Source organism: Thalassospira sp. Z349TD_5 (genome assembly GCF_056173045.1).
This window is the reverse complement of the sequence record NZ_CM149654.1, coordinates 3,649,781-3,664,543: the sequence shown is the minus strand read 5'-3', so window position 1 is coordinate 3,664,543 and position 14,763 is coordinate 3,649,781. Positions and strand designations below refer to the sequence as shown.

The window sequence follows — 14,763 nt, the reverse complement described above, 5'->3', positions numbered from 1 at the left end:
CAACTTGTCACAGGACCATTTTTGACCTGCGATATGTTGAAATGTATCTGAACATTGGTCAGGTAATCGTTACAGCAATCCGCCAGAAGCTAGCTATATAGGTCAATTGAGCTGTCTTTGTCTAGTGCAGAAGGTGAAAAAAAGTCGTGGGTTTCTATGCTGTAAGGTGTGGAATGCTGTGCATAGCTGACATGCATTTCCTGAATGACCGGCGGTTGTAAAAGGTTTTCCTGAGGTAAGAGCTGCCCTAAAAGCTGGGTCCAGAATGCTGCGCTGCCCACAAGATCATGGGGTTGCAGCCATGCGCCACCGTTCTGCGCAATTTCCCGTACAGGCGAAATACGCGCAGTTGAAACTGTTCCGATCCCGGCAGGACCATCCGTTCCGCTGCTCGCAGAATCCGTCCTGCGGGCCGGGAGCATGGAAATCGGTGTAATGGCTGTCATGTTTTCTGATGTTATTTGACTAAAATTGACTGTTTGTGCGCAGACTCCGTGCTTTTGGTATGTTTGGGTGATGCACCCGGCAAAAATTGCCGCCTGACAGCACTGTCGGGCGGTTCGAAAGAGTTAATAAAAAGTTTATGCAGGATTGATGCCGTGTCGAGGTACGCCTGCGCGAGTCGGGGTACACCGGACATTCGCCGGATATGGCGCAAAGATCAGATGGCCGTGATGACCCGCCAGCCGGTGGGGGACGGCATTGTTTTCCCGGCAACCCTGATAATTGGGATGTGACACTGGGGCGGGGCATATCCGATAGAGCTGTCTGGAAAGACAAAAAAGGCGGAGCCGCTTATCGCGTCGCTCCGCCTTTTGGAATTTGGGGTCGTAACCTGTGAAGGTCTTATTTGTCGGTCTTGCCGCTCGCCAGCGTATTGAGCTGGGCCTGCATGGCTTCAAGCTGGCTTTTAAGATCATCAAGCGATGCATCTGCTTTGCCGCTTGCTGCGGCTGACGGGGATGCCGCGCCAGTGCCGCCCGTACCACCGGAGTGGCCGTTTTCACCATCTTTGGCAAACGGCGAGAACATTTTCATCGTCTGTTCGAACAAGGCCATGTTTTGCTTGTTCATTTCGTCTAACTGGCCAAACGGGAAAATGCCATGCATCGTGCCTTGCATATATTCGCGCATCTGTTCCTGATTATGGGCAAAGGCCTGCATCGACTGTTCAAGATAGGTCGGAACCAACCCTTGAAGGCTGTCGCCATAAAATCCGATCAACTGCCGCAGGAAACTGATCGGCAGAAGGTTCTGCCCCTTGTTTTCTTCTTCGACAATGATCTGGGTCAGGACCGGGCGGGTGATGTCATCGCCCGTTTTGGCATCGTAAACGACAAAGTCGGTATTTTCCTTGACCATCTGCGACAGATGATCAAGCGTGACATAGGAACTCGTCGCCGTGTTATAGAGGCGGCGGTTCGCATATTTCTTGATGACGATGCGGTCTTGATCGTCTGATTTCTTGTTGGTCATGGCGAGGTTTCCTGCTTCCCTGTTTCCCGGACATCTGCCTGGCATTTTCATTAGGGGCATGTTTCTGCCCCGGTTTGCGCATGCACACATCGTGATGTTGCGCAGCATTTTCAATTTTGCATTTGCTCAGGCAGCTGTGACAGTGACGTGATTTTTTCAATGTGTCCAGTCTTCAACGTGAAGTGCACTGCGAAAAACAACCCCGAATACAGTTTGTTGCGCCACAGCAAGGGATTTCATTTTCCCGTGCGCCGCATCCTTCTATAGTAAAGCAGATCTGCCACACAGCATCAGGAGGCGGCAAGGGTGTCAAACAAGACAACCAGTACCGACGCCAGTACGAAGGCAAGTGCCGGCACCAGCAAACAGACAAGCACCGCGACCCGCAACCAACGGTCGGGCACAAACACGGACCCGGCACCGGATCAAAAGCTTGCCGGATCACCGGATCAAAAGCTTGATGGGGATGATCACCTTGATCAGTTGGCACAGCGCTTTCTTGATCTATGGCGTCAACAGGTCGCGACAACTGTCGATGGCACGCAGGCCGCCAGTGCGATTGGGCGTCTTTATGCCTCCCTTGGGGCCGATACCTCGCGCATGGGCGAAGGGTTTGAGGCATGGGGCAATCTGATCGGTCAGATGGCAATGGGCCAGCAGCCCGGGACGTCAGGCGCGCCCATGCCCGGCATGGCGACAAACCCGATGGCGGGAATCCCGGTGGACAACCCGTTGCAGGCGATGATGGATCAAATGGCCAAAGCCGCGCGCGATCTTCCGATGCCGCCTTTTGCCGGTGGTCCATTTCCAGGTGGCGCGTTTCCGGGGATGCCATTTCCGCCCAATATGACGGGTATGTCCGGGGCTGGCGCGCCGGACACGGCAGGTGATGCAGGGCCGAAAACGCCAGAAAAAGACACGACAGGCAATACGACCAAGACGTCGTCAGGCACCGACAGCCAGGATGATGTGACACCAGACGAACCAGACGCCGCACCAACCGCAAAAGCAGGCCGCACAACACCGGCAAAGGGGCAGGGAAAAAATGATCAACCCGCAACGGCAAAAGAAACTGCCACCCAAACGGGAAAATCAAAGACGGGCAGGGCCAAGGCCGCTTCCGATGCACATGGCAGTCGAGATGACGAGCTGGCTCAGCTCGCGCGCCGCATTACCGATCTTTCAGAAACAATTGCTGCCCTGGAAGGCCGACCTTCGGGAACAGGCAAAGACCCTTCTGACCGAGATTGAAGCCTATCACCCTGATGATGTGGCACAGGCGCTCGACCGTGTCGCCTTTGACCGCCATGCGGCATTTCATGACGGGGTGCGCGCCTATCAACGTCATGACTATCGGCGTAATGCCGATGATGTGCCGGTGATCTGGGAAGACGGCTCAACGCAGATATTTGATTATGGCGTCACCGCCCCGAAAAACAGCAAGCATCCCAACGGGATTGTCTTGCTCGTGCCGTCCTTGGTTAATCGCGGCTATATTCTTGATCTGAATGAAAAACGCAGCTTCGCGCGCTTCTTGGCCAAATCGGGCTATCGACCGCTTTTGGTCGAATGGGGATATCCCGGCGAGGATGAGGTTAATTTCGGGCTCGATGATTATATCGCCGGGCGTCTGGTCATGGCCCTGCAAGACGTTGCCGATATGAATGGTGGCCCGGTACCGATGATTGGCTACTGCATGGGCGGTGTTTTGGCCTTGGCGGCAACCTTGCTCGATCCGGCACAGGTCAAAAAACTGGCCCTTTTGGCCACCCCGTGGGATTTCATGGCCGCCGGTCCGGCGCAGTCGCGTATTGCCGCGGCCTTCGCACCCTCCTTGCCCCATATGCTGGCCATTCACGACATCTTGCCGGTTGATGTGTTGCAAAGTCTGTTTGCCAGCCTTGATCCGTTCATGATTGGCGAAAAATTCCGCCGGTTCGAACAGATGCCCGCCAAATCTGCCAAGGCGCGTGATTTCGTCGGGTTGGAAGATTGGCTCAATGACGGGGTGCCGCTGACGCGCCGGGTGGCGGTTGATTGTTTGATCGGCTGGTATGTCGAAAACAAACCGGCCAGCGGGCAGTGGCAGATTGACGGCATTGATATCAATCCGGCCGACATCTGCTGTCCAACGCTGACCGTCATCCCTGAAAGCGACCGGATTGTTCCACCCGAAAGTGCCAAGGCACTGTTTGATGCATTGCCCGCAGACATCCGCTCCGAACTGCACCCCTCCGCCGGGCACATCGGCATGATGGTCGGATCACGGGCTGAAAAATCAATGTGGACGCCGCTGATCGATTGGCTTGGGTCCTGACCTTTGGGGAAACTTGCGTATTTTGGAGGTCAGATGTTCTGTGAATTGAAACGACGTCTGGCGACAAAGCGTCCAACTGCGAACCAGCCAAGCAACGCCCAAAATAAAGCGATGAGAATAAAGACTGGAGAAAACCGTGATGTAGAGGACATTACGAGTAACAAAACTACGTTTAAAACGCCAAATCCTGTAGCCCAAAGCATGGCGCGCTTGAATGATCGTGCAAATATGCCGGACAGAAGGCCGCCGATGCCCCCAACGTCGAGGGACATGACGAGCAACATAATGAACGTGTTCAAGTGACTTAATCCCTTATACGTGGTTTGCTAAAACGTTCTCTGAGCTTCAAAATATCTGGGGTTCCTAGGAAACCAATAATGCCGCCGAGTATAGCGAACAGCATAACCCCTGGGGCTCCACCGAAAGCACCTACTATCCCCGTTCCCGCACCAAGAAAAGCGCCAATCAGAGCGCCAAATATTGTCAACGATAGCCTTTTTAGCATTTTATACCTTGTAACTTTTGACGTGTTTTCAGGTGCCTACTGAAGCTTTTCTGCAATCCACAACTTGATCAGTGATTGCCGGGTCACGCCCAAATGGCGGGCTTGCTTGTCCAGACTGTTGACGACCCATGTCGGGAAATCGACGTTTACCCGCTTGGGCTGATCGTTCTGGCGGCGGGCCTGAGACCAGTCAATTGCATCGCTGATATCTTCGTCTGCGTCGAACTTTTTGTCGAATTCAGTTGCTTTCATAAAATTCGATCTCCTCTTTCCGGGCGCGGCGGGCCGAAATGATCCGCACCGCTTCGCCGCGCGGGGTCCATACAACTGCCCAGTGCTTGTCTTCTATCTTGCCGATCAACAGAAAGCGCGGTTCATCAACTGTCTTGGCTGGTGCCTCAAGCACCCATGGATCGTCCCAAAGGGCCTGTGCCTGATCAAAGTCAATACCATGCTTTGACAGGTTCAAGGCGCTTTTAACGGGGTCATATTCAAAATCCATGGTCAAATATGGTATATTAATTATCCATTTTCAAGCATGGACTCTTGAGTGCCTAGCTAGGGTTTTCCGCAACCAGCTGATCGGGTTTGCGGTCCCAGCGCAGGGTCAATCGCGCCAGAAGGGCAATAATAATCAGCGTCAGGATCACCCGTCCGACCAGAATAACCCAGATATCTGCACCAAGGGCCAGCATGATCGCGGTATCCTCAATCAGCGAATGCGACAGCGACAGCCAGCTTAACGACAGGAAAAGCGTACGCGGCGGATAGTTGTTTCGGCGGGCCTCATCAATGATCAGCGCCCCGCCAAAGGTCAGACCCAGCAATACCCCAATCGTTGTCACCGGCGCAACATCGCGCGACAGGCCCGACACCCGCAGGATGGGCAACATCGCAAGGGTGAATTTATCGGTCAGGCCAGTGACCTTCATGGCATCCAAAATCACCAGAAGCCCGGTAATCACGCCAAAACTGACAATCAGTGATTTTCCGGTCTGAATAAGCCATTCACCCCAACCGGCAAGCCCGGTCGCGGCCTCTGTGACATCACCCCCGGCCATCCATGAAAAATCAACTGGTTCAGACAGCCAGCCAGTCGCATTGCTGACCCATGTCACCAGCGCGCCATAGCCAATCGCCGCCCCGATACGAAGGGCGGTGGTCGCAATCAGGCTGGCCCCGGCGCGTTTGACAATCGCCTGTTCGACCGGCAACCCATGGGCAAACAGCATCATCGCACACAGCGCGCTAAGCTGTGCAGCCGTCATATCAAGGGTTCCGGCCAATCCGATAAACGCCCCGACCGCGCCATACATGCTAACCAGCGCACAGGTCGCCCAGATCAAACCGGCCTCGGGCGGCAAACCAATCAAGGACATTACCGGGGTCAGCATTTCGGACGCCACATCAATCGCGCCAAATTCCTGTGCAATGCGGACAATCACCATCACCGGCAACATCACCTTCATCAAGGTAACAAACAGCTTCTGGCTGCGGTTGATCAGGTCAGGAAAATAATGTCGCATGGCGCGGGTTATCGTGCGTGTCATCTGGGGGAGGCTCATCGTTTGGGGCGAAAGATAAAAGGTCTGTGACAAGGCAACCAGAAAGGTGTGTATCTGGTTTTTACGCGGTGGGCGAGGGCGTTTCAACACCGGGATAATGCCATGTCGGCATGCGTCTGTGACGGCGAATTTGCGCAAATCCAAACAATATGGCAGCGTTATAGGATTATCTTGCGCTTTGGAGTTGCGTTTAAATGGCCGAGCTGGATCAGATCGATACCAAAATCCTGCGTTTGTTGCAGGAAAACGCCGATACTCCCAATGCCGATCTGGCCGGGAAAATCGGCCTGTCGCCATCGGCCTGTTTGCGGCGCGTCGCCAAGCTGCGCGAAACCGGCGTGATCCTGAAAACCGTTGCGGTGGTCGACCCGGCCTTGGTCGGACGGCCGCTCACGGCGATAATTAATCTTGAATTCCACCGCCACGGCAATCAATACCGCCGTGATTTCATCCGCAAAACCCGTGAACTTGCTGCTGTCCGGCAATGCTATCTGGTAACCGGCGAAGTCACCGGCGTTCTGATTTTGCACATGCAAGACATGGCCGAATACACAGCCCTGTGTGACACGCTGTTTGATGCGGACGAAAATGTCGTCTGGTATCGCACCTACATCGTGACAGAAACCCTAAAACACGACCAAGGCGTTGCGTTCTAGCAGCACTGCGTATCCTCACGGTTTATTGGGCCGGTATGTTCTTTTTGGCGCCGTTTTGTAAGCCGGTTCGGTCTTCTGCGGGCAAAAGAACATGAAATGTCGTGCCTTTATTGACCTCTGTTTCAAACCAGATGCGTCCACCATGGCGGGTTTGGACAATGTCATGGGTAATCGCAAGCCCTTGGCCTGTGCCTTTGCCAACGCCCTTTGTGGTAAAGAATGGGTTGAAGACTTTTGACCGGTTTTCCGGGGCAATTCCGGCACCGTTATCTGCAATGCTAATCAGAATGCTGTCATCAAGGGATGTTGTTTTGACCGTAATTTGGCCGTCGTCAGGTGAGCGGCCTGCGCTGTTGATGGCCTGCGCAGCATTGACAATCAGATTGAGGAAAACCTGATTGATTTCATTGACGTGAGACGGGATATGCGGAAGCTCAGGATCCAGGTCTTCAACCAGATTGGCATAGTGTTTCCATTCATTTCGGGAAATCACCAAAACGTTCTGGAGCACACGGTTGATATCCGTTGCCGTTTTTTCAGCCCCACTTGGGTGGGAAAACTCTTTCATCGACAAGACAATCTTGGCCACCTGATTGATCCCATCAAGGGATTGTTGGGTCGCGTGGGGAATCTCATCAAGCAGGAATTCAAGATCGGCATCGCGCATCTGTTTTGCGAAACGCGAAAATGCGTTATCGGACAACTCGTTGCGATGTTCCCACAAGACTTGCAGCGCAAGCCCCAGCATGCGTGAAATCGCGCCATATCCGTCATTCAGGAACTTGAGGTTGTCGCGGATATACTGGCTCGGTGTATTGATTTCATGCGCAATGCCGCCCGCCAGATGACCTATCGCCTCAAGCTTTAAGGCTTCGCGCAGCTCGCCTTCAAGTTTGTTGTGGGATTCTTCCGCTTGTTTCCTGCGGGTGATGTCGCGGAAAATATACAAATAGTTCATCTCACCCGTGAGATTGGCTGGACTTATGGTGATTTCCATCGGAAAGCTGTCGCCATCACGCCGCTGTGCCATCGTTTCGGTATAGTCGTATTTCAATGTCCCGCTGTGGATGCTGATGCATTTGTTGAGCAGCCGGTGCCGGATGGTCGCTTTTTTGTCGATGAACATTATGTCGATGCTGCTGCCAATCAGCTGGTTGTCTTCGGCACGCAGGATTTCGGCGGCTGATTTATTGAAATCCTCAATAACACCACCGTTGTTCACAACAAGTATGCCTTCGACCACGCTATCAAGAATGGTTTTAAGACGCTGTGTCGTTTCTTGCTGTCGTTTTTGTTGTTCTTCCAAAAGCGCGCGGAATTGCTTCTTAACGTCATCATCGCCATCTATTTCGTTAACGGATAGCAAAAGGTCGTTGGTTTCCACACTTACAGAATCGGAACTAAGAATTTTTGTGTCTTCTTGTTCGTTTTGGTTTTCACTCATGACATAGATCCAGTTTGCCGCCCTTCAGACAGATCACGTGCGCTTTCTTTGAACCCCGCGTTTGACTTCAACGGGTTCACGGAAGTCATGTGCTTTCTGAAACACCCTGATCCGCGCAAGCTGTACTTGGGAAATAAAATTTCCATGCGTCAGGACGACATGATCTTCCATCGTTTCAAGATCCGTCATCAGAAGATCACCCTCTCGCAGATTATCAATGCGGACACGCATTTCGAGTCCTTCCGGGGGGAACTCCTGTTCGCCATCAATGACGGCCAATAATGTGCGAATTTTGGAAAATAGGACGGGATCATAGCGATGTGGTTTGCCACCAATCACTTCGAAATCAATATCGGTCGGCTCTGGTCCGTCTCCAACATCGGCAAGGTCTCTGGCAATACGCAATATTCTCGCCCCGAGTGGAATATTCTCACCAGAAGGCCCGCTTTCCGGGAAGCCACTGCCATCAAAGTTGCGGTTTTGCAAAAGGACCATATCGGCGACGGCCTCAAGACGTGGAATATTGCTAATCAGCTTATGCCCAACCTCCGGGGTTCTTCTTAACAAGTCTTTCTCAAGCGGTTGAAGAGGTTTGCCGAGTGCCAGACGTGCTAGAATATCGGGTGGCAACGCCACAATACCGATCGGGCAAAGCAGTGCCGCAATTCCAAGTTCCCATGGGCGTGGGTATTCAAGTTCTTTGGCGATGATGTCACACCAGCCCTTCATTTTCATCGACCGCCCGAAAACCGTGGGATTAAGCTGTGCCATGACATCTGTCAGAAGCTTGACACTCCCGGCAAGTGTCTCCTGTATGAGGGTTTTTTCGGCGGTAATCAGTTGATGCTGTCGCAAGCCATCAGACAGCGCTCTTTCGAGATCGGCCGTCTCATACGGTTTGGAGAAAAACCGGAAAATATGACCTTTGTTTATGGCATCAACCGCCGTTGCCTGATCGGCATTTCCTGTCAGCATGATACGCACGGTGTCAGGGCTTATTTTTTTGATTTTCTCAAGGAACTCAAGGCCATTCATGTTTGGCATTTGCATGTCGGCAACGCAGACCGCGATTGTGTCATGTTCCTCAAACATTTTAAGCGCACTGGTTCCGCCTGCCGCGGTCAAAATCTCAAATTTTCCGCGCATTTGACGGCGAAGCGCCATGAGAAGGTTAGAGTCATCGTCAACGAAGAGAATATGATACTCGGCCATTCAGGAAGCTTCCCCGTTTAGTGGAAATTACGTGTAACTCTCAAGGACAGTGGCAACAATTTTGCGCCATGCTTCAACGCTGTCGGCTTTCCCGATCTGTTCGAGATATGACATGTCAATCGTGCTTTGCTCTTCGCTTTCCTGTGCTGACGCCCTCCCGCCGATCTCGCGCGTGATGTGTTGGGCGGCATAAAGTGCGGTTAACTCGGTCATTTCAGTCTGTGCAAAATCGGCGGGGTTGTGGTGATATGCAACAGATTGCGTCACTTTTTCAGGGAAGCCCCAAATCCCCAGAAGATACGCCCCAATTTCTGGATGAGCCGCACCAAACGCATCTCTTTCGGCATCAACAATCGATATATCTTCCTGTTCAACGCGTGCGATGACCGTTTCCATTCTCTCGTGATAGTAAAGATAAAGGATCAGGCTGCCGATATGGCTCATCATGCCGATGCTCGGGAGTAACTGGCATGTGGCCTTGCTGAGTTTTTCGTGCTCGCCAATCAAGGCCGCTGACACACCAATCTGCTGTGACCGTTCACACAGGGTTTTAATGCGGCGGACTACAACCGGCGGGCCATCGAAACTTTTGAACAGGCCAACAAAAATCGCCAGAGACTTAAGCGTATCAGTGCCGATCATGCGAACAGCGTGCGAGATCGAAGTGATTTTACTCGGCAACGCGAAATAGGCCGAGTTTGTCACTTTCAATATTTCCGCAGTTAACGCGATATCTGAGGAAACGATGGCTGTTACCTTGTCATTCCCGGCTTTTGGGTCCTCAAGCGCATTTACAAGGCGGGTATAGGTATCGGGTGGGGATGCCAAAGCATCTATGCCACCAATAATGCTTCGGATATCGGGTTTAAGAAGGAGTGTGCGCATCTTGAACATTTGTGCGATTGCCTCGAACAAAACCTCGTCATCACAAGGTTTCGCAAGATATCTTTGGGCCGGACCCACTGTTCGAAGGATTGCTTCGTCTTCTGAATAGCCAGATAAAATAATACGCGCGGTGTCGGGGCTGTTTTCCTGAAGCTGATGCAGAAGCTCCGCACCGTCCATACCGGGCATCCTCATGTCCGAAACAACGACATCGAAGGTTTTTTGATCGCACAGCGACAAGGCTTCTGCACCACTCGTTGCAAAAGAAATATTCCATTCAGGGTGTCGGCCACGTGCACGGCGGCGTAATCCGCTCAGAATATTCATGTCATCGTTGACAAAAAGAATATCGTTCATCAAATGGCTGCCTTTGGTCTTGCTGTGTCTGAAACAATCCTGACTGTTGTCTGATCTTAAGGGCGCTTATCCTTCGTTGTAGTCGTCAGAACCCTCTTAAACAGAGGTGCTTTTGTAATCTTCTGGTCATGTGATCGATGCAGGCTGACCAAAATAGAAACCCTGCAGCTCGTCTACGCCAATGTTTTGTAGATATGTCGCCGTATCGAGTGTTTCGACCCCTTCGGCAATGACGGTCATATTCATCTGGTGCGATATCGTGGTCGCCCACTCAACAAACGAGCTATCGACCGGATTGTCGTCGTCCAGTCGCATGATCAGGGATTTGTCAAGCTTCAGCCCCGAAAACTGGCCGCGCCGCAAAAGAGCGATCGAGTTATTTCCCGAGCCAAAATCGTCGAGGAAAATGGGATAACCAGCATCGCGCAACTTTGGAAGATTTTCCTGAAAGGCGGCTGTAAATGCCATGCTACTTTGTTCTGTTACCTCAAATTCCAGATTTGGCAGCGTGGGCCGCTCGGCAAGAAAGGCTGTAAGCGACGTCATGAATTTGTTATCGGCAACCGAATGCGGGGATATGTTGACGCCGATTGGGACGTTGCCAAACGTATTGGCAATCACATCTTTGTGGGTGTGAATGAAGTCAATGACTTGGAACGTAAGTTCGCCAATAACCGGATGATCTTCAGCGCCGGTGATGATGTCCTCGACCGTAAATGTCTTTTGAAGTTCGGGAAAACGGCTTAGGGCTTCCAGACCGGAAACATTAAAGTTTTTGGCATTGACCCGTGGTTGAAATGAAACGCTATGGTCCGTGGAAAGCGATGAACGCATACGCCGGACCATCGGGTTGGCTGGCTTGGTGTTATCATTGCCTGCCGATACCAAGTCCCAAACAATGCTCAGGATCGTGCTTGCGGTAACCGGTTTGACGATCACCCGGGATATACCGGCTTTATTGATCGCTCCCTGCAAGGCGCTTTCGGATAAGCTTCCAGACAAAAGAACCCTTGGCGTGGCAGGTGAAACCGATCTGGCCTCTGTCAAAAACTCGACACCATCCATGTGCGGCATCATTAAATCAGAAACCACCACATCGACTTGACCCGGCGACTGCCGGAGAAAGTCGAGTGCCGCCGCCGCATTATTGTATGTTTTCAAGATACATTGTTTGTGCAGCATGCGTCGTGCAGAGGCCAGCAACGCGTCCTCATCATCGACCAGCATCACCGTCAGATTGCTCGTTTCCTGTGGAAGAATATGATTCTGCTCTTCCATGAGAAATGTTCTCCAGTTCGCCGCGGGTCATTTGGGCGGCTCTTTGAATACCTCTGTCAGTCCCGTACGAAACAACACCACCTGAACTTAGCACTCATAATGCGGCCAAAATCTGTCTGCGCGGTGCTTTGTGAGCATCTACCAGTGGTTTAGTGCCTGTCTCGTATGTAAGTGGTTCATCGAAAAAAAGAAAGCATGTGACATCATATTTTCCCGACGTTTCCACGCGGAAATGTCGCCGTGTTCCAGATGAGCTTAAACACTTTTGGTTGCTGGGGCGACCCAAAGTGTACTGTCGGCATCATGTGAAAGTTGCTCTGGTCGCCGCGCCCGATTTTCTTTCGGCGTCCCCAAGGATAATACATCTAAATGGCGTAACTGGGGTTGCGATATAGCCCTAATAAGCACACACTCTACATACAGGATAAAAAGAACCATAATCGATAAAACGCCAAGGGATGGTTCTACTTTTGAGGGCGCGGCATGCGCGACTGTCCAAAAGTGGTATGTATCAATGCTTGGTTTTTTGTTGCGGTGCGATAAAGTCGTTCAAGGGCCATAACAGCATGTGGAAAAGACATCGCTGAGGGGCTCAGGGAAAACGTAATCAAGATAAATATCGGAGAGTTTCATGACCGACGTCGTAATTGTAGGTGCCGCAAGAACGCCAATTGGCGCATTTAGCGGTACGCTAACCAACACCCCGGCCCATGATCTGGGCGCTATTGCGATCAAGGCGGCACTTGAACGTGCCGGTGTCGAAGGCGACGCGGTTGACGAAGTCATTTTGGGTCAGGTTCTGACCGGCGGGCAGGGGCAAAACCCCGCACGTCAGGCCGCCATTGGTGCGGGTATTTCAGACCGCGCAACTGCCTTTCTGATCAATCAGGTCTGTGGGTCGGGCTTGCGCACCGTCGCCCTTGCCGCCCAGCAAATCATGACCGGGGATGCCAACATCGTCGTTGCCGGTGGTCAGGAAAACATGTCGCTTTCGGGCCATGTCGCGTATCTGCGTGCCGGTCACAAAATGGGCGACGTCAGCTTCATCGACACCATGATCAAGGATGGTTTGTGGTGTGCCTTTAATGGCTACCACATGGGCAACACGGCGGAAAACATCGCCAAAAAATGGGGCATTTCACGCGAAGAGCAGGATGCCTTTGCTGTTGCCTCGCAAAACAAGGCCGAAGCCGCCCAGAAATCTGGTCGGTTTGCTGATGAAATCGCCGCTGTCACCATTGCACACCGTAAGGGCGAAACCGTGTTTGATGCCGACGAATATCCGCGTCACGGGGCCACGGTTGAGGGCATGGGCAAACTGCGCCCGGCCTTTGACAAAGAAGGCACGGTGACGGCGGGGAACGCATCGGGCATCAATGATGGGGCGGCTGCCTTGGTTGTCATGTCGGCTGCCGAAGCCTCCAAACGGGGTCTGACCCCGCTTGCGACGATCAAAAGCTGGGCCACGGCGGGTGTTGATCCGGCGATCATGGGTACGGGCCCGATCCCGGCCTCGAAAAAGGCACTTGAAAAGGCTGGCTGGTCGGCCAGTGATCTTGACCTGATCGAAGCCAACGAAGCCTTTGCCGCACAGGCCATCGCGGTGAACCGCGACATGGGCTGGGATACCGATAAGGTCAACGTCAATGGCGGGGCGATTGCCCTTGGCCATCCGATCGGTGCCTCGGGTGCGCGCGTCTTTACCACCCTGCTCCATGAAATGCAGAAACGCGATGCGAAAAAAGGCCTCGCGACACTTTGCATTGGTGGTGGTATGGGGGTTGCGCTTTGCGTCGAACGCTAAGCCGCAATTTTCATCTGAATTTCTAAGCACGCGGGGCGTCCTCTTAGGGTCAGGACCTATTAATTTGATGGAAATGGTCAATCAGATTTGTGCGGATACGCGAAGCAAAACCACAGGAAGATATACATCTTGCAAGGTTTTGCGACAAAGTAGCCCGTGCAAATCCGATTGATCCGAAGGACAGCCGTTGTATTTGTCAACTCCTGCGTCAAATCCCTTGTTCGGGGTTCCAGCCCGTTCTGCGGGCTTTTCCTTGGATCTGACAAATATAGCGGCTGCCATTTCAATCAAATTAATAGGTCCTGACCCTCGCGGGGATGCCCTGTTTGCTTTTAAGCAACCCGATATGCGGTTCGACCAAAGACTACACCCTTGAATGACATAGATCATGGAGAGGAAATAAAATTACGTATATGACTATATTTATGGATTAAAGTTTCGTATGTCGTAGAAGGGCAAACGACGAAAATCAACATACCGATACGCTTGATGAACGAAGTTTAGGGAGGCGACCATGAAAAAAACAGCACTGATAACCGGTGGCACACGTGGAATTGGCAAATCAATCAGTCTGGCACTGAAGGATGCGGGCTACACCGTTGCCGCCAACTATGCAGGCAACGACGAGGCCGCTCGCGCCTTCACCGAAGAAACCGGAATTCCGGCCTTTAAGTGGAGTGTTGCGGATGCCGATGCCTGTGCCGAGGGCATCGGAAAGATCGAAGCCGACGTCGGGCCGATTGATATCCTGATCAACAATGCCGGGATCACGCGCGATGGTTTCATGCACAAGATGGATGTCGAAGCCTGGACCGCTGTGATCGACACCAATTTGAGTTCCCTGTTTTATATGACCAAACCGGTTCTTGAAGGCATGCGCGCACGCGGCTTTGGCCGGGTGGTGAATATCTCGTCGATCAACGGGCAGGCCGGCCAATTGGGCCAGACCAACTATTCCGCTGCCAAGGCCGGCGTGCATGGCTTTACCAAGGCACTGGCACAGGAAGTCGCGCGCAAAGGCGTCACGGTCAATACCGTCGCACCGGGCTATATCAACACCGACATGGTGGCAGCCGTCCCTGAAAAGGTCCGTGACAGCATCATCGCCAAAATCCCGGTCGGCCGCCTCGGCGAAGCCGACGAAATCGCCCAGGCGGTCCTCTATCTCTGCGGCCCCAATTCCGGCTTTATCACCGGATCGTGCCTGTCGATCAACGGCGGACAGCACATGTTCTGACCAAGCATCACGGTCATGACGACCCTC

General features: G+C 52.6%; 14 protein-coding genes. 5 read left to right on the top strand and 9 right to left on the bottom strand.

The features are described from left to right. Positions 1–89 precede the first annotated feature (89 nt). Both AC0VXT_RS16890 and phaR read right to left on the bottom strand, forming a co-directional pair. On the bottom strand, positions 90–446 hold the full coding sequence (locus tag AC0VXT_RS16890; RefSeq protein WP_475546354.1) for a hypothetical protein: 357 nt from the start codon (positions 444–446) through the stop codon (positions 90–92). A gap of 400 nt (positions 447–846) precedes the next feature. Beyond that, on the bottom strand, positions 847–1,476 hold the full coding sequence (gene phaR, locus AC0VXT_RS16885) for a polyhydroxyalkanoate synthesis repressor PhaR (RefSeq protein ID WP_022731163.1): 630 nt from the start codon (positions 1,474–1,476) through the stop codon (positions 847–849). A 306-nt stretch (positions 1,477–1,782) separates the two neighbouring features. Here phaR and AC0VXT_RS16880 point away from each other — a divergent pair, with 306 nt between their 5' ends. After that, entirely contained in the window at positions 1,783–2,727 is a 945-nt protein-coding gene (locus AC0VXT_RS16880; protein ID WP_475546353.1) for a hypothetical protein, read from the top strand. Next, a complete protein-coding gene (locus AC0VXT_RS16875) occupies positions 2,618–3,793 on the top strand; it encodes an alpha/beta fold hydrolase (RefSeq protein WP_475546352.1) in 1,176 nt (391 codons plus the stop codon). Before AC0VXT_RS16880 ends, AC0VXT_RS16875 begins: the two co-directional genes overlap by 110 nt. Before the next feature lie 541 nt (positions 3,794–4,334). Here AC0VXT_RS16875 and brnA read toward each other — a convergent pair. Genes brnA through AC0VXT_RS16860 form a run of 3 tightly spaced genes read right to left on the bottom strand, consistent with a single transcriptional unit; the run spans position 4,335 to position 5,848 of the window. After that, positions 4,335–4,550 (bottom strand): type II toxin-antitoxin system BrnA family antitoxin, encoded by a 216-nt coding sequence (gene brnA, locus AC0VXT_RS16870; protein WP_475546351.1) that lies wholly within the window; start codon positions 4,548–4,550, stop codon positions 4,335–4,337. After that, a complete protein-coding gene (locus AC0VXT_RS16865; RefSeq protein WP_475546350.1) occupies positions 4,537–4,800 on the bottom strand; it encodes a BrnT family toxin in 264 nt (87 codons plus the stop codon). The genes brnA and AC0VXT_RS16865 overlap by 14 nt, the downstream gene beginning before the upstream one ends. A gap of 52 nt (positions 4,801–4,852) precedes the next feature. Next, positions 4,853–5,848 carry a nucleoside recognition domain-containing protein gene (locus tag AC0VXT_RS16860; protein ID WP_475546349.1) on the bottom strand — a complete coding sequence of 332 codons (996 nt, stop codon included), beginning with the start codon at positions 5,846–5,848 and terminating at the stop codon, positions 4,853–4,855. A gap of 209 nt (positions 5,849–6,057) precedes the next feature. Between AC0VXT_RS16860 and AC0VXT_RS16855 the strand changes: the two genes are divergently transcribed. Continuing rightward, on the top strand, positions 6,058–6,519 hold the full coding sequence (locus AC0VXT_RS16855) for an Lrp/AsnC family transcriptional regulator (protein ID WP_475546348.1): 462 nt from the start codon (positions 6,058–6,060) through the stop codon (positions 6,517–6,519). 22 nt (positions 6,520–6,541) lie between these two features. Here the strand turns inward: AC0VXT_RS16855 and AC0VXT_RS16850 are convergent, their stop codons facing one another. From AC0VXT_RS16850 to AC0VXT_RS16835, 4 genes are all read right to left on the bottom strand, one after another. Next, positions 6,542–7,963, bottom strand: coding sequence for a two-component system sensor histidine kinase NtrB (locus AC0VXT_RS16850; RefSeq protein WP_475546347.1), 1,422 nt, complete (start codon positions 7,961–7,963; stop codon positions 6,542–6,544). A 33-nt stretch (positions 7,964–7,996) separates the two neighbouring features. Beyond that, a complete protein-coding gene (locus AC0VXT_RS16845) occupies positions 7,997–9,175 on the bottom strand; it encodes an HD domain-containing phosphohydrolase (RefSeq protein ID WP_475546346.1) in 1,179 nt (392 codons plus the stop codon). 27 nt (positions 9,176–9,202) lie between these two features. Next, positions 9,203–10,417 (bottom strand): HDOD domain-containing protein, encoded by a 1,215-nt coding sequence (locus AC0VXT_RS16840; protein WP_475546345.1) that lies wholly within the window; start codon positions 10,415–10,417, stop codon positions 9,203–9,205. 126 nt (positions 10,418–10,543) lie between these two features. After that, positions 10,544–11,644, bottom strand: a complete 1,101-nt coding sequence (locus tag AC0VXT_RS16835) for an EAL domain-containing response regulator (RefSeq protein ID WP_475546344.1) — start codon at positions 11,642–11,644, stop codon at positions 10,544–10,546. 682 nt (positions 11,645–12,326) lie between these two features. Here AC0VXT_RS16835 and AC0VXT_RS16830 point away from each other — a divergent pair. Both AC0VXT_RS16830 and phbB read left to right on the top strand, forming a co-directional pair. Continuing rightward, on the top strand, positions 12,327–13,499 hold the full coding sequence (locus tag AC0VXT_RS16830) for an acetyl-CoA C-acetyltransferase (RefSeq protein WP_475546343.1): 1,173 nt from the start codon (positions 12,327–12,329) through the stop codon (positions 13,497–13,499). A 514-nt stretch (positions 13,500–14,013) separates the two neighbouring features. Then, positions 14,014–14,736, top strand: coding sequence for an acetoacetyl-CoA reductase (gene phbB / locus AC0VXT_RS16825; protein WP_475546342.1), 723 nt, complete (start codon positions 14,014–14,016; stop codon positions 14,734–14,736). Positions 14,737–14,763: the final 27 nt, after the last annotated feature.